Below are 22,737 nucleotides of genomic sequence, written 5' to 3' on the forward strand. Positions count from 1 at the left end.
CAGTGACATGGAAAGCGGAACGTTCGCGAAGGTCCTCGAGGTGCACCACGACGGGCGAGCTGTCGTCGAGCACGACGACCTGCGCGAAGAGGTGCTCGAGATGACCATCCAGGACGACGACATCGCGCCGGGCGACTGGGTGGTGATCCGCTCCGGCTTCGCGCTCGAGCGGCTCACCGAGGAGCAGGTCAAGGCGGCGAGGAAGGCGCGGGGCAAGGCGGCGCCGGCCTCGTAAGCTGTGTGGTGCGGGCGGTGCGAGAGTCTTGGTCGTGCCAGTTCGCCGCATCAGCGCCCGGGTATCACCTTGTAAATCTAATATTCAATGTTAGGATTGCAATGTGAATTCTCCTTGGCTTGCCCGGAAGCGAGATGCAGATCGACTTCGTGCTGCGCTCGAGCGGGCGCCTGCAGTCCTTCTCACCGGGCCCCGCCAGGTGGGGAAGACGTCGCTGGTGCGCCGCCAACTGTCGCCTGACCGCAGCCAGTACTTCGACCTGGAGGACCCGCGCGACCGTGCAAGGCTCGCTGACCCGATGCTCGCGCTTGAGCCGCTCGCCGGGCCTGTGGTCATCGATGAGGCACAGCGGATGCCCGAGTTGTTCCCCATACTGCGGGTACTCATAGACCAGGACCGACGCCCGGGCCGGTTTCTCCTGCTCGGGAGTGCGTCCCCCGATCTTGTCGGGCTCGGCGCCGAGTCACTCGCGGGACGCATCGCGCTGGTAGAACTCGGACCGCTTGGGCTCCCGGAGGTGGGGTCCGGCCAGCTCGATCGGCTCTGGTTCAGAGGTGGTCTTCCCGAGTCGTTCACTGCTCCGACCGACGAGGCGGCAGGAGCGTGGCTCGGAGACTACATCTCGACATTCCTCGAGCGTGACCTCGCTCAGCTCGGTTCTCGGGTGCCCGCGACCACCATGCGCCGCTTCTGGACGATGCTCGCTCACCGCCAGTCGGGCACGTGGAGCGGAGCCGAGATGGCGCGCTCACTCGGCACGTCAGACCCGACAGCGCGCCGGTACCTCGACGCCTTGACGGATGCACTGGTAGTGCGGCAGCTGCAACCATGGCTTGCGAACATCGGGAAGCGTCAGGTGCGCTCGCCCAAGACCTATCTACGGGACAGCGGAACGTTGCACCGGCTGCTGGGAATCGCGGCGACGCAGGACCTGCTGGCTCACCCGATCCTTGGCGCGAGCTGGGAAGGAATGGTGGTCGAGCACGTCGCGCGCTGGGGCCACCCGCTGTACTTCTGGCGCACGCAGGCGGGGGCCGAGATCGACATCGTCGTAGATCTCGGCACTACTCAGTGGGGGATCGAGGTGAAGCGCACGGACGCCCCGAAGGTCACGCCGAGCATGCGAATCGCACTTGAGGATCTGGGCCTCGAACGGATCCTCGTTGCGCATGCCGGGGTCGACAGATTTGCGCTCGCCGACCGTATTCACGCAGTGGGAGTATCCGAGCTCCTGGCGGCCGACGGACCGCTCGCTGATTGACGCTCATTGGCTATGGCGCGGAGTTCGCCCGCGTCCGTGAGTTCAACTCCGTTGCGCTTGAAGGACTCGACCATGTCCTCCACCATGAAGTGGTCGTCGAGTATCAAGTCGAGGCCGAGCAGTGCAGGAAGCTGCGCGCGCATCACGACCTGTGCGACTAGCGACGCGAGGTACAGATCGAGGAAGTCCGACTTGCGCTCGCGATCGGCGTGCTTGACGTCGTTGTAGACACGCGCCAAGAACCGCGAGACCGCGGCAACGCCTCCGATGCGCGCAGCCGTGATGCCTGCTGACTCGAGGGTGAGCTGGATCCGAACCTCGACCGCTCGGCGCTTGCGACGTTCCTCGTCGAGGTAGTAGCCCATTGACTCCAGGGACGAGACCAGCATCATCACCTGTGGCTCCAGGAATCGTGAGGCACCGTGGATGACCTCGACCGTCGGCTGTGCAGCCTTGCGAAAGAGTGGATCGCTATAGAGGTCGCACCACCGGGCGAAGTGGCGAGGTTCGAGACGTTCCATGGTGGTGAGCGGGAACGCAAGATCCCGAAAGTTCGGCTCGACCTGTTCCGTGTCTCGCTGCGACGCGCGAAGCATCGTGGCAACCGGAACTGGCTTCCCTGTGGAGCCATCGATGAAGTGGACTGGAAACTGATCGTCGAGTACGCGGTGCTCTCGCCAGTACAGCGCGGTCCCGTAGTTCAGGGTGAGGAACGCCCTGATGGCGTCTTGGGCGCGCCTGTGCGAGCTGACGGAGGCCCCGCCGGGGATCGAAGTCCGGATCCAGGCCCGCGAGTTGGCCTCGAAGGACCTCCCGTCAACGCCGCCCCACTGGGTTCGCGGACGGATCTCGAAGTCGAAGTCGCCGTGTTGCCAAGCCACGCCTTCCATATCCCTCAACGTGGCGGTGGTTGTAGCGCCGTGGTCTATCTCGATGCCGCCGGTGCCGAAGAATCGGTCCAGTCCGTCGATCCGTGATTCGAACGTCTCGACCTCGTAGTCATCCTTGACATCGCGCGGTTCGCCGAAGATCGCCACGCCCACCTCGAGCCGTCCAAGGGCGATCCCGCTCCCTGAGGTCCCGCGCCATCGCAGGTCCGAGAGCGTGACGTAGCCGAGGTTGTCCACGAACAGCAGACTTGAGGGCAGCGATTCCCTCAGGAACCAATCAGCAGCGACCGCGAACTGGTCGTGGTGTCTGACAAATGGCACGAGGAGCATGAGGCCTTCGCCTGGTTCCATGCGCAGCACACATGACTGAACCGGGTTCGCGGATCCACTGTCGATGTGGCCCACGCGGATCTCTCCGGATGCAAGGCCCTTCTGGTCGTCCATCGCCTACCGCCCCGCACTCTCCGACCGCACCTCACTGGAGCCGTCGGCGCGCTTGGAGACCTCCAGCTTGGCCGGGATCGCCTCCTTCATCGCCTCCACGTGCGAGATGAGCCCCACGGTGCGACCGCCCGAGCGCAGGTCGTCCAGTGTGGACATCGCGATCTCGAGCGTGTCCTCGTCCAGTGAGCCGAAGCCCTCGTCGATGAACAGCGTGTCCAGGCGGATGCCGCCCGCCTCGGCCGTGACCGTCTCCGCGAGTCCGAGCGCGAGGGCGAGTGAGGCGAGGAACGTCTCCCCGCCCGAGAGCGACCGGGTGGAACGGGATCGGCCCGTGTGCGCGTCGGCGATGCGAAGGTCCAGCCCGGACTGCGCGCCTCGGAACTGGGCACCGTCGTCGTACTCGAGCGTGTACTGACCCGAGCTCATGGTCGTGAGCCGCGCGTTGGCGGCCGCGACGATCTGCTCGAGCTTGGCGGCGAGAACGAACGACTCGAGCCGCATGCGTCGGTCGTTCGGCTCCTTGCCCTCGAGCGTGTTCGCGAGGTTCTCGACCACGTCCCGACGCTCTCGCGCCCTCGCAGTCGAGGCCGCCTTCGCCTCGTACTCATGGGCGAGCTCGCGCGCCTGCCCGAGGCGATCGCCCGCATGCGACGCGGAGGTGATCGCCTGTTCGTGGGCCGCCTTCGCCTGCACGTGGGACTCGCGTGCTGCGGAGACCGCTGCGTCCACCTCGTCGAGATCGTGCGCCGCGTCGTCATCAGCACCGCTGATCGAGGCGAGCACGGCGCGTGCCGCGGCGAGCCCTCGTTCGTGCTCTTCGACCGCGTTCGAGAGCGTGGCGAGGTCCGTCGAGGGCAGCGTCGCCGCGCGCGCCTCATCCGCCGAGTCGAAGCCGGCCTCGCTCAGCGCGGACGTGAGCTCCTGCGTCGCCTGCACGAGTGCCGCTGCGGCGTCGGCGTCTTCCTCGCGCGCAGCGGCGAGAGACCCGAGCAGCGCGATCGCGTCGTCGAGTGCGGAGGCGCGAGCGGAGACGCTGTCGAAGTCGCCTCGCGCCTGACTCGCCGTCGACTCGGCATCTGTCACGCGCTGCGCCGTCTGCGTGGCGGCGGTCTGTGCGGCCTCGACCGCCTGCGACTGAGCAGCGAGGTCCGCCTTGAGCTCGGACTCCCGGGCGTCGAGACGCGTGAGGGTCGCCTCGAGTTCCGCGACCGTCTCCGCAGCCTCGGTCGCCGCCGACGCCTGCGCCCGCGCGCTCTCGAGCGTGGCGCGAGCGTCCTCGACAGTGCCCTCGCCGGCCTCGCTCCGGGCGAGCTCCACCCGCGTCTGGACATCGGCCCTGGCCTGGCTCGCCGACTCGAAGTCACCTGTCGCCACGCGCGCGGCATCGGCGGCAGCCTCGACCTCGGCATCGGTGACATGGTCGTCGGACGGCTGCGCCGGGTGGGGGTGCTCGGTTGAGCCGCACACCGCGCACGGCTCGCCGGGCTTGAGCTCGGCCGCGATCCGGGCGCCCTCGCTCGCGAGTCGACGGCGCAGCAGATCCGCGTGCGCCTCGACGGCCGTGCGCCGCGTCTCCGAGGCCTCGAGTTCTCGCTGGTGAGCATCGGCAAGCTCGGCGGACAACACGGCGGCACGCTCGTGCGCCGCCACTGCCTTCTGTGCACGCGCCACGGCCTGTGCGAGGTCATCTGCGCGCGAAGCGGTTGCGGCGGCCTCGGTGCGGCGCTGCTGGATGGCCTTGATTTCAGCGGGAAGTCGTTCCAGGTCTGCGGAGATCTCGTCACGCCGTGCGCGGACGAGGGTGACGGCCTCGCTGGCCTCATGCGCGGCCTCGCGCAGTCGGGGGAGCGACTCCTCACGCTCGAGCGCGTCCTTGAGGGAACCTCGCTCTGCCGTCAGTGACGTCGCCCTGTCTCGCAACGCGGCGGCGTCCGCCAAAGACAGGCCGGCGGCCCCGTCGGCGTGCGCCACTGCGGCGGCGGGGGATGACTGCGCCTGTGCGAGCGCCAGCTCTAGCCCGCGCGCGGCCGCGCCTGCGCGGGACCGTGCCGCCTCGACCGTGCCGAGGTGCCCCGCCACGGGCACCGCGCGGCGCGCCGCCTCAAGCCGTGCCACGTCCGTGGCGTGAGCATCCGCGCGTTCCTCGAGCGCCGCGAGATCCGCGCGCGCCGTGGCGACTTTGCGTGCACGCTCCGCAGTCGACTCGGCGGCGGCGAGAGCCTTCCCCGCGGCCTCTGCAGCCTTCGCCGCGCCCGTGCGCGCCGCGTCGGCCGTGGTGGACGCCTCCGTGAGCCCCGCGAGCACCTCCGCGAGCCAGGCGTCCCTGCCAGCCGACTTGGGCATCTCCTGGCCCGCCAGGTTCGCGACGCGAGCGATCAGGCCGCTCAGCGCGGTATCGGATGTCTCGACCTCGCGGCCGGCTTCCTTGGCGAGTTCGCGCACGTGAGACTCGAGCGCGCTGAAGCGTTGCGTGCCGAACAGCGAGCGCAGCACATCGAGTCGCTCGCGCGTGCCGGCCTGCAGGAAGTCCTGGAATCGGCCCTGCGCCAGCAGGATGACCTGCAGGAACTGCTCGGCGCTGAGCTGCATGATCTCGCCGATGCGGTGGCCCGCCTCGCGCGGCTTGACCTCGAGCGGCTCCCAGTCGTCGCCGCGCCACACGTGCAGCTCGGCCTCAGCGGCCTTGGTGGTGGTGCCTTCGCCGCGCTTCTTCGCGCGCTCGTAGTCGGGGGAGCGCCAGATCCGGTAGCGCTCGCCGCCGACTTCGAAGATCAGCCTCACCCACGTCGAGTCGTCCTCGGAGCAGAAGTGGCTGCGCAGCGTCTTCTCGCCACCCTCGTACCGCGGCACCGAGCCGTACAGGGCGAAGCAGATCGCATCCAGGATCGTGGACTTGCCCGCGCCCGTGCGGCCAGTGATGACGAACAGGCCGTCGGTCTCGAAAGCTCCGAAGTCCACGGTCTGCGCCGCGAGGTAGGGGCCGAATCCCTCGAGCTCGAGCGTGAGGACCCTCATCGTGAGGCCTCCTTCGCCTCGAGCGCACCGAGTGTGTCGGTGACCAGGCCCCGTTCCGCGTCAGTGAGCGCCTGGCCGTTGCGGACGAAGGCGGCGAACTCGTCGACGAGCTCCAGGTCGGTCTTGCCTGCGGTGCGCTCCGCATAGGTCTGGGTCTCTCGCTCGGTGCGGTTCGCGGGCTCATGACGCAGTGTGACGGCGTGCGGGAAGCACTCCTGGATGCGGCGCATCGCATCACGGGGCCGCACGTCGTCGGTGAGCACCACCTCGACCCACGCGTCCACCGCGTCCTCGTGCGCGCCGGGGGACAGCAGGTCGTCGAGCGTGCCCGTGAGGCGTACGGCCTCGCGGGGCGTCGGCAGCTCGAGCCACGTCGTCTCGGCCACGCCGTCCGGGCCCAGGTCGACGAGCCACGCACCCTTGGCGCTGCTGCGCTCGCCGAAGCTGAACCTCAGCGGGGCGCCGCAGTACCGCACGTTCTCGGCGAGCGTCACGCGCGAGTGGATGTGGCCGAGCGCCACGTAGTCCGGCCCCTCGAACGTGCTGAGCGGCACCAGATTCAGTCCGCCGCGCGTGATGTCGCGCTCCTCCGCGCGGCCCGAATCCTCGGTGGTGTCGTGCGTCGGCTCCGCGCCACCCGCGGCGAAGCAGTGCGAGGCGACCACATACCGCGGCCCGCCCGACGCAGTGGTCCCCTTCGCGCTGGACCTCGCCGCCACGTCGGACCTGATGGCGCCCATCGCGAAGGCGAGGGCGTCGCCGTGGGTGCGAGCATCGGACTCCGGGAAGGCCGCGCGCACGAACTCGGGGTGCAGGTAGGGGATGCCGTACACCAGCACGTCGCCGTGCTCGTCGGTGAGCGTCACGGGCTCGGCGAGCGCCGCGACCTCGGTGCGCACGTGCACGCCGCCGAAGGACGCGAACTCGGCCATGTGGCCCAGGCGCTGCGGCCCGTCGTGATTGCCCGAGGTGAGGATGACCGTGGCACCCGCCTCGCGGATCGCGCGCACCGCGTCGCCCAGCATCGTGAACGCGTCGGCCTTGGGCGTGGACGTGTCGAAGATGTCGCCCGCGACGATCACCGCATCCACGCCGTGCTCCGCGACCGCGACGGCGATCGCGGCGAGCACCTGCGCCAGGTGCTCATCGGTGCTGTGACCATGGAAGGTCCGCCCGATGTGCCAGTCAGAGGTGTGCAGAAGCCGCATGCCCGCAGGCTATCGGCCAGGGCTGACAGCGATGCGGCGTCGGACTTGCGCTCCGAAGACATCGAGGCGTCGCATCGGCGCGACTTCAACGAGTCTGGGGATGTCTCGCCACGCGAATCGGTACCGAGCAGGCACAATGGCGACGATGGTGCGCCACTGGAGATGGTGGCTCCGTGTTTCAGGAACACTCGTGGGGGCTTTGGTATGTCGGAGCGACGGACACCCTCCATCAAGGACGTCGCGGAGCGGGCAGGGGTCTCCTACCAGGCGGTTTCGCGCATCCTCAACGGTGGTGGTCGCGCATCCGAAGAGACACGGCAGCGGGTACTCGCCGTAGCGCAGGAGTTGGGCTACCGCCGCAACGCCTACGCGCGTGCGCTAGTCACGAGGAGGACGCTGACGATCGGCGTGATCGCGGACAGTTCGCCGAAGTATGGTCCGGTGAGCACGCTTGCCGCGGTGCAGGCAGCTGCCCGCGCAGCTGGCTACACGACTCTGGTCGCCACGGTCGGCAAACCGACTCGCGAAGCCTTTGATCAGATCCTCCGTGAGTTCTCCGAGGCTGGCATCGAGGGGATCGCGGTGATCGCGCCACGCGTCGAACTAGCGATGCTTGCGGAGCACAGCGCTGTCGGCAGGCCGGTGGTGGTGCTGGCGCCAGGCGAGACGCAGGTACCCGGTGCGGTGGCGTTCTTCGAGGACCAAGAGCAAGGGGCGCGACAGGCGACCCGGCATCTCATCTCGCTGGGCCACCGCAACATCGTCCACATTGCAGGGAGTCAGGATTGGCTCGACGGCCGGGTCCGTGTGCGAGGTTGGCAGGCGGAGATGCGTGCAGCGGGACTGCCCGCGCCGCGGATTCGTTACGGCGACTGGTCGGGGGACAGTGCGTACGCCATTGGGCGAGAGATGTGTGACGAGGGACTGCCAAGCGCGGTGTTCGTGGCGTCGGACTTGATGGCGCTCGGATTCCTGCGAGCACTGTACGAACGTGGCGTGCGTGTTCCCGACGACCTCTCGATCGTGGGCTTCGACGACAACGAGTTCGCGGCGCAGATGTTCCCGCCACTCACTACGGTGAGGCAGTCATTCGCTGAGGTGGGCACGCGGTGTGTGGAGGTCTTGCTTGACCTCCTTGAGAAGCGCGAGCCGAACCTTGAGCCAATGACGCCCACGCTTGTGATCCGAGAGTCGACCGCGGCAGTCAACACTCGCGCCTAGAGCCCGCGAAGCAAGCGCGCAGACACTTCACGAGAGAGGACTCCTTGGAGTCCCGAACACGTCCAAGAGAGAACGTTCGCCTTAGCGCTTGACAAGAGGCAAGGCGAACGTTCACCCTAGAGGTGGTCCGCCGCGCGGCGGGCAACCCGCAAGGGCTGCGCTAGGAGGCGGAGATGCGGGTTTCGATAGGCGATCAAAGGAGATTGCTCATGCGAAGCACCATGAAGTGGGCCGCTGCCGCAGCGGTCGCAACGCTGGGACTTGCGGCGTGCTCGTCGGGCGAGGCAGGCGCGACGGCGCCGACGGACGGTTCGGAGTTCACGCAGGCCGACGAAGCCCTCGCTGCCATCGAGGGCCAGGTCTTCTCGAAGGGCCCCAGCGGGGAGGAACCATCGGAAGCATCTGCGGCCGAACTCACAGATGACGAGATCGCGCAGGTACGGCAACTCGGCGCCACCGCGGCGATCGTCATGCACTACGGAGGCAACGACTGGGCCAATGCGCAGATTGCAGGTCTTCAGGCACGGTTCGAGGAGCTCGGTATCGAGGTCGTGGCCGTCACTGACGCGGACTTCGACCCAGGCCAGCAGGTCTCCGACATCGAGACTGTCATGGCCAAGGATCCCGACATCATCGTCTCTATTCCCACGGACCCCGTCGCGACCGCGAGCGCCTACCAGGCCGCCGCTGACGCAGGAATCACCCTGGTTTTCATGGACAACGTCCCCGACGGCATGACCGCGGGCGAGGACTACGTATCCATCGTCTCCGCCGACAACTACGGCAACGGTGTCGTCTCCGCGCACCTCATGGCCAAGGCCCTCGCGGGAGAGGGTGCTATCGGCCTGATCTACCACGAGGCTGACTTCTTCGTGACACAGCAGCGCTACGACGGCTTCAAGGCGACGATCGAGAGCGACTACCCGAGCATCGAGATCGTCGCTGAACAGGGCATCGCCGGTCCGGACTTCGCGGGCGACGCTCAGGCCGTTGCCGACGCCTGGCTCACCCGGTACCCCGACCTCGACGGCATCTGGGCCGTGTGGGATGTGCCCGCAGAGGGCGTGATGGCCGCGGCTCGCTCCGCCGCGCGCACCGACCTCAAGATCGCCACGGAGGATCTTGGAACGAACGTGGCGATCGCCCTGGCGAAGGACGAGATGATCGTTGGCCTTGGTGCCCAGGTCCCTTACGACCAGGGAGTCACCGAGGCCAACCTCGCCGCTGGCGCCCTGCTCGGCAAGGACCTTCCCCCATACGTGGCCTTGTCGGCGTTGCCGGTGACCCATGAGAACGTGCTCGAAGCCTGGACTTCGGTCTACCACGTCGACCCGCCGTCGGAGCTCACGGACTCCTACGCCGACTAGCCGCCAGCTGGGGCGCGGAGGCAGCCGCGCCGCGCCCCAGCCTTCCTGACACGCGACGCTCGCGCCCGTGCTGCGCGACGCCCGAGACCACCACCGCCGCACCGGCGCGAGCGTCGCACCCCCACACCACAGAAGCGGAGGCAACTGCATGTCCGAGCCCAGTGCCCCGGCCATCCGGATGACCGGCATCACCAAGTCGTTCAACGGCGTCACGGTGCTCCACGGCGTCGACTTCGAGGTCGCACCCGGCGAGGTCCACGCGCTCGCGGGCGGCAACGGTGCCGGCAAGTCGACTCTCATGAAGATCCTTCAAGGCGTGTACTCGCGAGAGGGCGGCGCGATCGAGCTCTTCGGCAAGCCGTTCGATTTCGAGGGGATCCACCAGGCCAAGGCCGCAGGCATCGGCATGGTCTTCCAGGAGTTCTCGCTGGTCCCCAGCCTCACCGTCGCCCAGAACATCTACCTCGACCAGGAGCCACTTAAGTGGCGGCTGATCGACGACGCGGCGATGCAGACCACGGCGGGAGAGATCTTCTCCCGCATGGACGTCAACGTGGACGTCACTGCTGACGTCGCCGGGCTGCCGACCGCCGAATGGCAGCTCACCGAGATCGCCAAGGCGCTGAGCCAGGACGCGCGGGTGCTCATCATGGACGAGCCCACCGCCTCGCTCAGCAAGAACGAGGTGGGCGCGCTGTTCGAGCTCATCGGACGGCTCAAGGCGCAGGGCATCGCCATTGTCTACATCTCCCACCGCATGGACGAGGTCTTCCAAATCGCCGACCGCATCACGATCCTGCGCAACGGCAGCAACCTGCTGACGTCGACCCTGGCCGACATCTCTCCGGAGGAGATCGTCAACGGCATCGCGGGCAAGGAGCTCGCCGCTCCCCCCGGGGACAGGCGCACCGTTCCCGAGGACGCCCCAGTCCTGCTTGAAGTGCAGGGCCTCGAGGCACCCGGCATCGACCAGGTCTCTTTCCAGATACGCGCCGGGGAGATCGTGGGGCTCGCGGGGCTGATGGGCTCGGGTCGCACCGAGCTTGCGCGGGCGCTCTTCGGGGTCACCAAGGTCACCGCGGGGGTGGTCCGCAAGGGCGGAGAGGTCATCGACCTGGGCAGCCCCGCTAAGGCCATCGACCAGGGCATCGCGCTTGTGCCCGAGGACCGCAGACTCCAGGGTCTCGTGCTCGACCACTCTGTCCGCGAGAACCTGACGCTCCCGTTGCTCGACGAGGTGAGGTCCAACGGGCTCCTTTCGCGCGCGAAGGTCAAGACGCTGTCGGACCGACTCATCGAGGCTTTCTCGATCGCCGTGGCACGGCCCGATAGCCCGGCCCGGCTCCTCTCCGGCGGCAACCAGCAGAAGATCGTGCTCGCCAAGTGGCTCGGGACCGAGCCCGACGTCCTCATCCTCGACGAGCCAACCGCAGGAGTCGACATCGGCACCAAGGCCGAGATCGTCGGCATCGTCAAGCGGCTCGCAGATGAGGGCAAGGCCGTCCTCGTCATCTCATCCGAGTACCCCGAGCTGATCGCCATGTGCGATCGCTACCTCGTCGTCCGCGAAGGACGCATCGTGAACAGCATTGGAGCGGAAATGATCAACAGTGAAGTCGATCTCGAGCTGGCAGTTCAGGGGATCGGATCATGAGCGTCGACGCGCAGGAGCGGCAGGAGGCCCAGGCCGGCGGTGGGTTCCAGCTGCCCGCCTGGTTCGACTGGCGTCGGGACATCATCTTCATCGGGTTCGTGGTGATCTTCCTGATCTTCGCGATCCTCCTTGGAGACCAGGGGTTCATGAGCTCGCAGAACTTGCTCAACATCGCGCGCCAATCCGCCATCATCATGGTGATCGCGGTCGGCATGACGTTCGTCATCGCAAACGCCGAGATCGATCTCTCGGTCGGTTCGATCGCTGGCCTCACCTCGGTGTCCACTGCCATGGCGATCGCGGCCTTCGGGCTGGTACCGGGCATCCTCGCGGGGCTCGTCACAGGCGCCATCGTCGGTGCGGTCAACGGGGCGCTCGTCGCCTACGTGAGGATTCCTTCGTTCCTGGTGACTCTCGCGATGATGGGCGTCGCCGCCGGCTTCGCGCAATGGATCACTAGCTCGGCACCGATCCCCATTATTGACGACACGTTCACCGGGCTGTTCGGCTCCGGGAACATCGGACCGATACCCGGGCTCGTCGTCTGGAGCCTGCTGGCCGTCGCCGTCGGAGCCGTCGCCCTCAACCGGACCCGCTTCGGTCGCAAGGTGCTCGCCACCGGCTCCAACCGCACCGCTGCGGAGTACTCCGGCATCAACACCAGAGCCATCAAGTTCCGAGTCATGATGATCTCCGCCATGGCTGCCTCCCTCGCAGGGATGCTGTATGCCGGGAGGCTCCAATCCGGACGCTTCCAATGGGGCGACGGCGACGAGCTCACGGCGATCGCAGCGGTCATCCTCGGCGGCACCGCGCTCGCTGGAGGACGAGGCTCCATCGTCCGAACCATGTTCGGCGCCCTCCTCATGGGCCTCATCAACAACGGCCTCATCCTCGCTGGCCTCGATTCCAGCCAGCAGCAGATCATCCGCGGAATCATCATCGTCCTCGCGGTCGCGCTCGCGCGCGGTCGATAGGCCGCATCACTGAGAGAAAGAAAGGGAATACTGTGTCCGAGAACCGGAATACGTCCCGACCGATCGCCATCCGCGATCAGGCCATCACCGTCGATGGCGCAGAGTCGAACCTCTACGGCGGGGCAGTGCACTACTGGCGGCTCGACCGTGACAAGTGGGACGGCATCCTCGAGTCCGTGAAGCGCATGGGCTTCACGATGATCTCAATCTACATCCCGTGGGAGGCCCACGAGCTGGAGAGAGGACGCTTCGACTTCGGTGAGGTCAACCCGTCGAACGACATCGACGCGTTCCTCACCCTCTGCGAGCAGAAGGGGTTCAAGATCATCGTCCGCCCCGGGCCGCAGATCAACTCCGAGCTCACGTGGTTCGGGTACCCGAAGCGCATCCTCGCCAACGAGCGCCTCCACGCCGTCAGCGGGGCAGGCTCGAAGGTCGTCCTCACCCAGGTGCCCAAGCCGATCCCCGCCCTCAACTATGCGTCCGACGAGTTCTACGACGAGACGGCGCTCTGGTACGACGCGATATGCGCCATCCTCGCCAAGCACGCTTACCCCAACGGCGGCATCGTCGGGGCGCAGGTCGACAACGAGATGGCCTACTTCTTCGGCGTCAACGCCTACATCGCCGACTACTCCGCCGAGTCGCTCGCGCTCTACAGGGCATTTCTGTCCGACAAGTACGGCAGCCTCGACGCAGTGAACGACGCCTACGGGACCTCGTACGACTCGCTCGCCCAGGTCGACCCGCCCCGTCGATTCGCTGCTACCGACAAGCAGGACATCCCCTGGTACGCCGACTGGGCCGAGTATCGCGAGCACTACCTGATCGTCGCCATGGACCGGCTCGCGCAGATGATGCGCGAACGCGGTCTCAGCGGGATCGCGCTGTTCCACAACTACCCGCACCCGCTCGGTCCGGGTGGAGCGGCGTCCGGCTACACCGCCCCGTTCAACATCGCGAAGCTCGAGGAGAAGTTGGACTTCGTCGGCTTCGACATCTACTCGCGCAAGGAGCTGTTCCACCACGTCAAGACAGTCGCGTCCTACGTGGCCGGCACCAGTCGCTACCCGTACATCCCGGAGTTCATCGCCGGCGTCTGGCCCTGGTACCTCAACCCCGGCGACTGGCATGACGAGGAGTTCGTGACCAAGGCGGCGCTCATGCAGGGCATTCGTGGATTCTCTCGCTACATGCTCGTGGAACGTGACCGTTGGCTCGACTCGCCGATCCGTCGCGACGGCCGCGAACGTGCTGAGAAGGTGGCGATGTTCGGTGCGGTCAACGCCATGCTGGACAGGGGAGAGATGCACCGGTTCCGCAGGGACGCAGACGTGCTACTGCTCGCGAACCGCGAGTACGACCGGCTTGAGGCGGCAAGCGTCCTCGTGTCGTTCCCCGGCGACTTCCTCGAGACGCCTTCCGGCTTCTCCGAGTACGCCGGGCCGGTCACGATGAGCGAGGCCAAGCTCGGCTTCGACGCGCCGGTGCAGATGATCAAGAGCGAGTGGTTCCAGTCGTTCGAGGACGGGCTCTCCGAGCTCGGAGTCGCGCCGGTCCTCTCCGATACGGATCTGGACCCGGAGCGGTGGAACGAGCGCGACGTGGTCGTGCTGACCACCCTCGACTACCTGAGCAGCGACACCCAGGCGGCGCTGGTGGCCTTCGCCAAGAGCGGGGGCACCGTGGTCGTCGGGCCGAAGCTCCCGACGCTGGACAGCTCCATGAAGCCCTGCACGATCCTGGCCGACGCGGTTGGCTCGGTCGATGCCGGTGGCGTCGTGAAGGCCGATGTCGGCGACGGGAGCATCCTCGTCGCAACGGACGCCGTGGCAGTGGCGGAAGCGCTCGGCCAGGCCGTCGACGCGGCCGGCGCCCTGCGCGTCGTGCGCAACGACGATCGCCTCGAGGTCACTGTGCACTCGGCGCGGGACGGGGCCCCGGAGAAGGTCGTGTTCGTCGCCAATCCCACAGCGGATCCGATCGACGCGAGCGTGTCTTTCGGAGCCGAGCTGAGGTCCGTCGAGGAGATCTGGGACGGACGCGAGGTGACGGCCGCCGGTCGCACCATCACGGCGCAGATGGCGCCCTACTCGATCCATGTCTACCGCTGCACCCTTGCGGCCTGAGAGGAAGTGACACTGACATGCTGCACAAGGACGTGCTCATGGCCGACATCGATGTCGACCACTGGAGGAATGCTCAGGCTCTGCTGCTGAGCTCGGCGAAGGCTGCGCGGCGTCTCGTGGTGATCCACGAGCACGGCGCGGTCCTCAAGTTCCGTCACACCTTGGGCGAGCCGTGCGAGGGCGCCGTCGAGACGGTCGAGAACCCGCATACGCTCGCGCGAGAGCTCTATGAGCTCAACCGCGACAAGGTCGATTTCGTCGTGGTGCTGGAGCGGCAGGCGGTCGACTCGTACTTCGCCCAGGTTCAGAACTCCTGGGAGATCGATGAGGACCTCGACTCGTACGTGCAGCGCACGTACGCGGCCTTCGATGACTACCCCGACGGCATCGTGACCTACCCCGGGCCTGCCCGTCAGGTCATGGGCATGCAGTGGAACACCGGGGTGTCGCTCAAGGAGATGAATGCCGCGGTGCGCGCGATGGTGCCGCCGGAGACTACGGTCTTCCTCGGCGTGCACGATGGCGACTCCCTCTGGGCCTCGCTGGTGCTCGACTTCGACGCGGAGCACAAGGTCACATCGATCACGACCGTCGACCCCTCGCTGGTCGACATCTCGGGGGCGCGCGACGTCGTTGCCGGCAACGTCGAGAGCTGGTTGCGATCGCTCGGCAAGTCTCTGTCAATCACCTTGGTGCTCGACCGCGATGACGCGGGGTCGTTCCTTGCTGCCAGCGCGAGCGACAAGGCCCGCAAGGTCATCGAACTAGTGGCCGCAGGGAGGGCGACTCTCCACCTCTGAGCGGCTTCGTCCGGGGCTGCAGTCCCGGCCTCCTCCAGGATGGGGCGTCCGTGCCTGCGCGGGCGCCCCATTCCGCGGCTCGAGCTCCCCGAAGATACTGGGACTGGCCAGCCTCACCATGGCTTGGACCGATGTGAGTTCGTCGTGGTGCGTGGGTGCGAGCATCGGACTCCGGGAAGGCCGCGCGCACGAACTCAGGGTGCAGGTAGGGGATGCCGTACACCAGCACGTCGCCGTGCTCGTCGGTGAGCGTCACGGGCTCGGCGAGCGCCGCGACCTCGGTGCGCACGTGCACGCCGCCGAAGGACGCGAACTCGGCCATGTGGCCCAGGCGCTGCGGCCCGTCGTGATTGCCCGAGGTGAGGATGACCGTGGCACCCGCCTCGCGGATCGCGCGCACCGCGTCGCCCAGCATCGTGAACGCGTCGGCCTTGGGCGTGGACGTGTCGAAGATGTCGCCCGCGACGATCACCGCATCCACGCCGTGCTCCGCGACCGCGACGGCGATCGCGGCGAGCACCTGCGCCAGGTGCTCATCGGTGCTGTGACCATGGAAGGTCCGCCCGATGTGCCAGTCAGAGGTGTGCAGAAGCCGCATGCCCGCAGGCTATCGGCCAGGGCTGACACCGATGCGGCGTCGGGTCAGCTCTCCGCGGGTGCCTTCGCGTCACGCAGCGCCGCAATGTTGAGGTGGATCTTCTTCAGCATCGTGAAGAGCACGATCACCGGGATGTTCGCGATCGCGGCGATCGCCATGCCGCCCACGAACCAGTTCTGGTCGACTCCGTCGAAGTCGCTGAACACGGTGCCGAAGATCTGGCCAGCGGCGATCATCGACAGCACGAACCAGATCCCCAACGCGATCTGCGCACCGAGCACTGAGTGAGGATTCGAGGGCGCGACAGGAGCGAGCGCCGGCTGCTTGGAGTTCGTCTGCTCAGTCACGGCGTCACGCTCCCGGTGCGTCCAGAGGGTCCTCGCCCCTCGCGAGGGCGAGCTCCCGGCGCATCGCCGTGAGATCCTTGCGCATCCTCGCGACATTGAAGACCATCCAGAAGAAGCCTCCGATGACGGCGAGCCACACGAGCACTCCGAGAACTGCGACGATCGACCACAGGATGTCGTAGCCGGCGGGAATCATGGGTCCGTACATGAGGCTCACGGTAGACCTTGGACGCGCCCTCCGCCAGGGTTCCGCATGCTTGTGGCCGGTGTGCGCGGCAGGTAGCGTCATTCGCGTGTACACCAGGCCCGATGTGGCGTTCCCCGAGTACCGCGACGACGCGGGCGCGGTGATCCCGTACGGGCTCAGGCGCAGCCTCGACGGCTGGCCTCCCGATGATGCCTACAGCGTGACGTCGCACCCCGAGCGCTTCGAGGTCATGTGGACCGTGGCGCGCGCGATCGTCGACCATCTGGTGGCCACCTACGACGCCGTCGTGATCGATGGGGCCGACCCGAGCGTCGGGCGGGCTCAAGGCGAACACCTGCGGGAGGCGCGTCCGTCGAGCGACGGTGAGCCATCCCCCGTGCGGCGGCTCGAGCCCCGTGGGCCAGGCGTGCCCCTCACAGTGATCGAGAGCGCGGCGCCCGGGGTGCAGATGCTCGCTGGCGCCTCGCTCGAGGTGCTCGCACCGGTGTGCGCATGCGACGCGTGCGATGACAGCGCGGAGGAGTTGGCCGACTACCTCGAGGAGTTCGCCTTCGCCGTCGCCGCGGGGGAGGCGTGGGAGGCCATCGACAGCGGAGGAGTCCGTCACGGGCTCACGTTGCCGGGGCACGGCGCATCGGGCGGCTGGACCCGTAAGTCCTTCTCGCAGCGCCGCGAGCTGAGGGCGCTCATGCGCGAGCGGCCGCCGTTCGCGCCGTGGCCGCTGCGCGCGGCCTGACGTGGCACGCATTCTGCGCATGGCGCCGCGTGCCCGCCGCGGCTCCCGCACGCGGATCGCCCTGAAGGCGGCGTGTCCGCCCGCTTCGACCGTGTGACACGCCGGCTGCCGAGCACACCGCGTGCGGGAGCCGCGGCGACGGCGGGACGGGGTCTCGACGTGGGGTGGGGTGGTGATCGGATGCTGGCGCGCCCACCCCACCACCACTTTGAGCGACACCCGCCAATCAGGCACAATGGCCGCAGCAGCGCATCAAACGAAGCCTCGGATCCGCCGCCCGGTGATGCCGGCCGGAACGGAAGTTGCCTGCGACAGCCCCGTCGACCCACGCGCCGACGGTCGCCCAGAGCAGGGCGCCGCCGTCGCACACCGAGGAGAAGCATGAGCACCATCCAGACCACCACGGCAGGCTCGCTGCCGCGCACCGCGAAGCTCGCGGAGGCGAACGCCGCCCGTCCCGTCGCCGACGACGGCTTCACCTTCGAGACCAACGACGAGTTCGACGCTCTGGTCCAGGAGGCCGTGACCGACGTGGTGCGCAGCCAGGTCGAGGCCGGCATCACGGTCGTGGGCGACGGTGAGTTCGGCAAGGCGATGTCGCCGGGCCACGACTTCGGCGCCTGGTGGTCGTACAGCTTCCAGCGCACCGGCGGCCTCTCGCTGCCCGCCAAGGACGCGCCGATGCCCGAGCCGGTGCGCTCGACGCCAGGCAACGTGCAGCTGACCACCATGAACGACCGCCGCGACTGGACCAAGTTCGCGGAGGCGTACTTCGACCCGACCTCGGGCGTGCTCATGGGCGAGCCGCCGTTCTGGCCCGAGGTCACGGGCCCGCTCTCCTACCGCGGCCACGACCTCGTCTCCGCAGACACGCGCCACCTGCGCGGCGCGCTCGACGCCAATGGCCTCGAGGATGGCTTCATCACGGCGCTCGCGCCCGGATCTGCCGCTCGCATCGGCAACAAGTACTACGCCAACGAGGAGGAGCACATCTGGGCCTGGGCCGACGTGCTCCGCGAGGAGTACAAGGCGATCATCGACGCGGGCCTGACGCTGCAGATCGACGACCCGTCCCTCGCCGAGTCGTGGGACCAGATCAACCCCGAGCCCAGCGTGGCCGACTACCGCGCGTTCATCCAGACCCGCATCGACGCGATCAACCACGCGATCAAGGGGCTGCCTGAGGACAGGATCCGCTTCCACCTGTGCTGGGGCTCGTGGCACGGCCCGCACACCACGGACCTCGAGTTCGTGCACATCGCGGACAAGATGCTGGAGATCAACGCCGGCCAGTACTCGTTCGAGGCCGCCAACGCGCGCCACGAGCACGAGTGGAAGGTCTGGAAGGACGTGTCGCTGCCCGAGGGCAAGAAGATCCTCCCGGGCGTGGTGGGTCACTCCACCAACGTGGTCGAGCACCCCGACCTGGTCGCCGAGCGCATCGTCCGCTTCGCCGACCTCGTGGGAGCGGAGAACGTCGTCGCGTCGACCGACTGCGGCCTCGGCGGTCGCGTTCACCCGCAGATCGCGTGGGCCAAGCTCGAGTCGCTGGGCGAGGGCGCACGTCGCGCCGCCCAGCAGTTGAACGGCTGACAACGCCCGACGCGGCACTACCCTTCGAGGCCCGGCGCCCCCCTGGGGTGCCGGGCCTCGCTGCGTCACCGGGTGTGCCCGGGTGCATCCGGAGAAGGGGCCAGCCCTAGCGTCGGGCTGATCTCATGCGTTCCAGCAGGTGCCACGGGCGCGACGACGCGACGACGGCCAGCGCGACGGTCACGAGCCCGGCCGACGCCCACGGCAGCACGGCCGCGCCGGCGCCTGCGAGCAGCGCCGCGCCGATGAAGGGCCCGAGCGCATTGCCCGCGTTGAACGAGGAGTTGTACGCAGCCACCGCGATGTCAGTGCGGCCGGGGGCGTGCCTCATCCCCCAGTTCAGCATCGCGGCGACGGCGACGGACCACGAGAAGCCCTGCAGCAGCACCATCGCGACGGAGACGGCCGGCACCGAGCCGGCGAGTCCCAGCACGAGGTAGACGACGAGCAGCATGGCCAGCGCCACGGCGACCGAGCGCACGGGCCAACGGTCCAGGAACCTCCCCACGAGCGCCATGGCGACCACGCCGACCCCTCCGCCTGCGGCCAGCAGCAGGGGCACCGTCGCTGGTGCGAAGCCGGGCACCTGCAGCAGATACGGGGTGATGTAGGTCCATACGGTCGCGAGCGAGCCGACGCTGAGCGCGGCGACGCACAGCACGCGGATGAAGGCGGGCCAGCTGGGCAGCTCGCCGCGCGCGGTCGAGCCCTCGTCGCCCCTGAAGGTGGGGAGCAGCACTGCGACGGCCGCCGTGGCGAGAACGGTGAGGGCGGCGAGCAGCAGGTACGAGGTCTGCCACGACGTGGTCTGGGCGATCCAGGTGAGCCCGGGCAGCCCGGCGACGCCCGCGGCGGACGCTCCGATCATCGTGCGAGACACCATGCGCCCGCGCACCTGGACGGGGAACATCCCCGCCGCAGCTGGCGTGACGACCGCCCAGAACAGCGCGTGCGCCGCGGCGCCGAGGAGTCGGCCGGCGACGAGCATCTCGAACGATGTCGACGCGGCGTGCATCACGAGCGCGCCGGCGAAGAGCACTCCGGCCGCGGTGAGCGTCCACCGGTACGGGACCCGCTTCGCGAGCAGCGCGAGCGGGACCGAGAGCACGATGACCGATGCGGCGCCGGCTGCGATGAGCAGTCCCACCGTGGACTCGGTCTCGCCCAGATCGGCTGCGATCACGGAGATCAGTCCCAGCGGTGCGATCTCGTTGGACACGTACAGGAACATCGACGCGGCGAGGGCGATGATCGCGGCCACGGCCCGCCGCCGGGACACCTCGGCCGGCGCGGGTACGGGGGCGGCGGCGTTGGGCAGCGCGACGCTGTCGGCTGTGCCTGGAACTGTGGAGGCGGCGACGGCGACCCGCGCGGGCTCGTAGGGGTCTGCCAGGCTGGGCGCAGGGCTGGGCGAGCGCTCGTCGGTCACGTGGGATGCCCTCTCAGGTCCGTGCTCCATCGGCGGAGCGGGGGACTTCCCACATGCTCCCACACGGCGCGGAGGGGGCCTGTGCACTGGTGCTCGTAGAATCGGACATAAGAGACAGCCGTGCGTTGAATTCCTGGTAAACAAGCCACGCGTTGTCACCGCGCGCGGAATAGTCATGGCAGACTTACGGTTGTACGAGATGGCACCTACGTACTCGATTCACAACCCAGGGGGGACTTGTGACTACGCCGAATCTGGCGTCCGATGCCATACGTACATTCCGCGCATCGGCGCCGCAGCCGCGAATGGCGATCGACGCCGCCCGTGCACGTGATGCCGCCCGTCGCATTCAGTTGATTCCGCTGTTCGAGCTCGTGACCCTCGTGCTCCTGATCGCCTTCGCCTACGTCGCAGTGACGGACGGCTGGCTGTCCTCCGCCACCGTCGCCTTCAGCGACTGGTGGGCCACGGACATCGCGCCCGCGGTCGCGCCCGAGATCACGGTGGAGATGCACACGCCTCCGCCGATGGGGGAGCACGGGCCCACGATGACGGGCAGGGGCTTCGGCGTCGACACGTGACCGGGCGCGGCATGCCCGACGCTCGGGCCGCCTCCCCGGGAACACGCCGGGTGCGGCGTATGTTGCGTGAGCATGAGCGAGACCTCTGAGATCCCGGCCGTTCCCGCGCCCTTTACCCGCGCGACCGAGGCGCTCGCCGCGTCGGGCGTGGTGCACACGGTCGTGAGCCACGGCCCCGTCGCGTCCCTCGATGAGGCTGCCGCGGCGCGCGGGCTGCTCCCGCGCCAAGTCGTCAAGACTCTCGTGGTGCGTCGGGGCGACGACGACTTCCTGCTCGTGCTTGTGCCAGGCGACCGGCAGATCTCGTGGCCCAAGCTGCGAGCCCTGCTGGGGGTGAGCCGCCTGTCGATGCCTGACGCAGGGACCGCGCGCGACGCCACGGGATATGAGCGCGGCACGATCACCCCGTTCGGGGCGCAGGGCCGCGCGGACGGTACGCCGTGGCCGGTGATCGCGGATGCGCTCATCGTCGAACGTGCCGAGCCCGTGAGCATCGGCGGCGGTGCACATGGCGTGAGCGCCACGCTCGACGCGGCCGACCTGGTGAGCGCGACCCGTGCGACCGTGGCGGACGTCACCGACGAGCTCTGAATCGGCGCATTCCGTCCGCTTCTGCACGGTTCGCACGGTACATCCGCCCCTCAGGTGGGGGCTACCGTGCGTGGACGACCAGTCTTACGCTGGTGATGTGTACACCAGGCCCGACGTCGACTTCGGAGACTTCCGAGACCCCGACTCCGGAGCGCCGATCCCCTACGGACGGCGCTGGGAGACCGGGCGCTCGCCATTGCCTGACACCTACTCGCGCGTGACGAATCCCGAGCGCTTCGAGGCGATCTGGCCGGTCGCGCGCGCTCTCGTCGACCACGTCGTAGAGGAGCGCGCTGCGACGGACACCGATGCGACCGAGTCGTACCGGCCGCCCGAAGGCACGCCGGCCGACGTGGCCGCCTGGTCGGCGCCTCGCAGGCGACTGCGCGACGCGCCGCCCCCCGTGCGCCTCATCGCGCCCCACGGCGGAGGGCCTGCGCTCCAGGTGATCGAGACCGCCACCCACGGTGTCGTCATGCGCTGGGCGGGCCGTGAAGTGCGCGTGCCGGTGTGCGACTGCGATGCGTGCGACGAGAGTCTCGACGACATGACCGCAGTGCTCGAGGACTTCGTCTCCGACGCGGTGCTCAACTGGCCCTTCGCCTAAGCTCCAGGCGCTACAGGCCTCGCGCCGCGACGGCGTGATCCGCGCTCGCAATCCCCGCGAGGAACTCGTCCACACGCTCCTCGAACAGATCCGCCGCGTCGCCGTCCCAGTCGCGGCAGTCGCGCTCCGCGAACAGGTGCCCGCGGTTCGCATACCGGAACACGCGCGCGTGAGGGGCGTGATACCGGAGCGCCTGCAACGACTCCTCCTCGACCCACTCGTCCGGCTCTGCGAGGTGCACCTCGAGCTGCACCGACGGCCGCCAGTCCGAGCCGAGAGACCGCGGCGCGAGCGCCCCGCCCATGAGCACGCAGCCCCTGATCCGAGGCAGATCCTGTGCGAGCAACTGCGCCTGCATCGCCCCGAGGCCGAAGCCCATCACGACCGTCGCACTGCGATGCTGCCTCGCCGCGCGGTGGGCCACGTCGGCCAGGGCGTCGTGCCCGATGTCCTGCGCATGCTGCACCCCGTCGTCGAGGCGGGCGAAGCACAAGCCGGCATACGCGTCGGGCGAGTGCACCAGATGTCCCTCGGCGCGCAGACGGTCCGCATACGCCCGGAGGGACTCCGTGAGGCCGTACGCGTGATGGAAGAGCAGGATCTCCGCCATACGCTCAGTCTCGCTCGGCTCCCCTCGCGGCGCGACTCGAGATGCCCGCAGGGGTGTGCGGACGAGCATGCGAGCGGGACGTGAAGGCACGGGAGGTGAAGGCGAAGGTGGGGCCGCCCGCGCGTGATCGCCATTGATCACGCACGAGCGAGCTTCGCGCTGCCCCGCATGGCGGGACACCCCCTTCGCACCTGCGACGGTAGCGAGTCCTCAAGGCGAAGTGAACCGGCGTGACC

The 22,737-nt window shown here is 68.3% G+C and carries 21 protein-coding genes; 13 read left to right on the forward strand and 8 right to left on the reverse strand.

What is annotated here, in order from left to right:
* Positions 1 to 7 precede the first annotated feature (7 nt).
* Positions 8 to 235: a HypC/HybG/HupF family hydrogenase formation chaperone gene (locus B7K21_RS11040; protein ID WP_084075537.1), complete on the forward strand. Its 228-nt coding sequence runs from the start codon at positions 8 to 10 to the stop codon at positions 233 to 235.
* A gap of 103 nt (positions 236 to 338) precedes the next feature.
* A complete protein-coding gene (locus tag B7K21_RS11045; RefSeq protein WP_084075539.1) occupies positions 339 to 1,496 on the forward strand; it encodes an ATP-binding protein in 1,158 nt (385 codons plus the stop codon).
* Here B7K21_RS11045 and B7K21_RS11050 read toward each other — a convergent pair.
* Genes B7K21_RS11050 through B7K21_RS11060 form a run of 3 tightly spaced genes read right to left on the reverse strand, consistent with a single transcriptional unit; the run spans position 1,442 to position 7,053 of the window.
* Complete coding sequence (locus tag B7K21_RS11050; RefSeq protein WP_084075541.1) at positions 1,442 to 2,830, reverse strand: hypothetical protein; 1,389 nt, start codon at positions 2,828 to 2,830, stop codon at positions 1,442 to 1,444. The genes B7K21_RS11045 and B7K21_RS11050 overlap by 55 nt on opposite strands.
* 3 nt (positions 2,831 to 2,833) lie before the next feature.
* The gene (locus B7K21_RS11055; protein ID WP_084075543.1) at positions 2,834 to 5,845 is read right to left on the reverse strand and encodes an AAA family ATPase; all 3,012 of its coding nucleotides are present in this window, start codon (positions 5,843 to 5,845) and stop codon (positions 2,834 to 2,836) included.
* On the reverse strand, positions 5,842 to 7,053 hold the full coding sequence (locus B7K21_RS11060) for an exonuclease SbcCD subunit D C-terminal domain-containing protein (RefSeq protein WP_084075545.1): 1,212 nt from the start codon (positions 7,051 to 7,053) through the stop codon (positions 5,842 to 5,844). Before B7K21_RS11060 ends, B7K21_RS11055 begins: the two co-directional genes overlap by 4 nt.
* Between B7K21_RS11060 and B7K21_RS11065 the strand changes: the two genes are divergently transcribed.
* The 6 genes from B7K21_RS11065 to B7K21_RS11090 all read left to right on the forward strand — a co-directional run bounded on the left by B7K21_RS11065 (position 7,039) and on the right by B7K21_RS11090 (position 15,201).
* Entirely contained in the window at positions 7,039 to 8,274 is a 1,236-nt protein-coding gene (locus tag B7K21_RS11065; RefSeq protein WP_159448510.1) for a LacI family DNA-binding transcriptional regulator, read from the forward strand. The genes B7K21_RS11060 and B7K21_RS11065 overlap by 15 nt on opposite strands.
* A 209-nt stretch (positions 8,275 to 8,483) precedes the next feature.
* Entirely contained in the window at positions 8,484 to 9,641 is a 1,158-nt protein-coding gene (locus B7K21_RS11070; RefSeq protein WP_084075549.1) for a substrate-binding domain-containing protein, read from the forward strand.
* Positions 9,642 to 9,789: 148 nt separating this feature from the next.
* On the forward strand, positions 9,790 to 11,295 hold the full coding sequence (locus B7K21_RS11075; protein ID WP_234989293.1) for a sugar ABC transporter ATP-binding protein: 1,506 nt from the start codon (positions 9,790 to 9,792) through the stop codon (positions 11,293 to 11,295).
* Positions 11,292 to 12,272, forward strand: a complete 981-nt coding sequence (locus B7K21_RS11080; protein WP_084075551.1) for an ABC transporter permease — start codon at positions 11,292 to 11,294, stop codon at positions 12,270 to 12,272. The genes B7K21_RS11075 and B7K21_RS11080 overlap by 4 nt, the downstream gene beginning before the upstream one ends.
* Positions 12,273 to 12,304: 32 nt before the next feature.
* Positions 12,305 to 14,401, forward strand: coding sequence for a beta-galactosidase (locus B7K21_RS11085; RefSeq protein ID WP_084075552.1), 2,097 nt, complete (start codon positions 12,305 to 12,307; stop codon positions 14,399 to 14,401).
* A 17-nt stretch (positions 14,402 to 14,418) separates the two neighbouring features.
* The gene (locus tag B7K21_RS11090) at positions 14,419 to 15,201 is read left to right on the forward strand and encodes a hypothetical protein (protein ID WP_084075554.1); all 783 of its coding nucleotides are present in this window, start codon (positions 14,419 to 14,421) and stop codon (positions 15,199 to 15,201) included.
* Here B7K21_RS11090 and B7K21_RS11095 read toward each other — a convergent pair.
* From B7K21_RS11095 to B7K21_RS11105, 3 genes are read right to left on the reverse strand one after another with little or no spacing between them, the layout of a single operon-like run.
* Positions 15,158 to 15,799 (reverse strand): exonuclease subunit SbcD, encoded by a 642-nt coding sequence (locus B7K21_RS11095; RefSeq protein ID WP_084075556.1) that lies wholly within the window; start codon positions 15,797 to 15,799, stop codon positions 15,158 to 15,160. The genes B7K21_RS11090 and B7K21_RS11095 overlap by 44 nt on opposite strands.
* Positions 15,800 to 15,843: 44 nt before the next feature.
* Entirely contained in the window at positions 15,844 to 16,146 is a 303-nt protein-coding gene (locus B7K21_RS11100; protein ID WP_084075558.1) for a hypothetical protein, read from the reverse strand.
* 4 nt (positions 16,147 to 16,150) lie between these two features.
* A complete protein-coding gene (locus tag B7K21_RS11105) occupies positions 16,151 to 16,354 on the reverse strand; it encodes a hypothetical protein (protein ID WP_144016204.1) in 204 nt (67 codons plus the stop codon).
* Positions 16,355 to 16,439: 85 nt separating this feature from the next.
* Between B7K21_RS11105 and B7K21_RS11110 the strand changes: the two genes are divergently transcribed.
* Together B7K21_RS11110 and B7K21_RS11115 are read left to right on the forward strand one after the other, a co-directional pair.
* Complete coding sequence (locus B7K21_RS11110) at positions 16,440 to 17,090, forward strand: DUF6226 family protein (RefSeq protein WP_084075562.1); 651 nt, start codon at positions 16,440 to 16,442, stop codon at positions 17,088 to 17,090.
* A gap of 381 nt (positions 17,091 to 17,471) precedes the next feature.
* Entirely contained in the window at positions 17,472 to 18,683 is a 1,212-nt protein-coding gene (locus B7K21_RS11115; protein ID WP_084075564.1) for a cobalamin-independent methionine synthase II family protein, read from the forward strand.
* Between the two features lie 106 nt (positions 18,684 to 18,789).
* On the opposite strand, the gene B7K21_RS11120 is transcribed toward B7K21_RS11115, so the two are convergent.
* Positions 18,790 to 20,112, reverse strand: coding sequence for an MFS transporter (locus B7K21_RS11120; RefSeq protein WP_159448511.1), 1,323 nt, complete (start codon positions 20,110 to 20,112; stop codon positions 18,790 to 18,792).
* 305 nt (positions 20,113 to 20,417) lie between these two features.
* Between B7K21_RS11120 and B7K21_RS11125 the strand changes: the two genes are divergently transcribed.
* The 3 genes from B7K21_RS11125 (at position 20,418) to B7K21_RS11135 (ending at position 21,891) form a co-directional block, all read left to right on the forward strand.
* Positions 20,418 to 20,693, forward strand: coding sequence for a hypothetical protein (locus B7K21_RS11125; protein WP_084075568.1), 276 nt, complete (start codon positions 20,418 to 20,420; stop codon positions 20,691 to 20,693).
* 72 nt (positions 20,694 to 20,765) lie between these two features.
* A complete protein-coding gene (locus tag B7K21_RS11130; protein WP_084075569.1) occupies positions 20,766 to 21,284 on the forward strand; it encodes an aminoacyl-tRNA deacylase in 519 nt (172 codons plus the stop codon).
* A gap of 97 nt (positions 21,285 to 21,381) precedes the next feature.
* Complete coding sequence (locus B7K21_RS11135) at positions 21,382 to 21,891, forward strand: DUF6226 family protein (protein ID WP_084075571.1); 510 nt, start codon at positions 21,382 to 21,384, stop codon at positions 21,889 to 21,891.
* A gap of 10 nt (positions 21,892 to 21,901) precedes the next feature.
* Here B7K21_RS11135 and B7K21_RS11140 read toward each other — a convergent pair whose 3' ends face one another.
* On the reverse strand, positions 21,902 to 22,570 hold the full coding sequence (locus B7K21_RS11140; protein WP_084075573.1) for a dienelactone hydrolase family protein: 669 nt from the start codon (positions 22,568 to 22,570) through the stop codon (positions 21,902 to 21,904).
* Between the last annotated feature and the right edge of the window lie 167 nt (positions 22,571 to 22,737).

The organism is Demequina sp. NBRC 110052, from assembly GCF_002090075.1.
Lineage (GTDB): Bacteria > Actinomycetota > Actinomycetes > Actinomycetales > Demequinaceae > Demequina.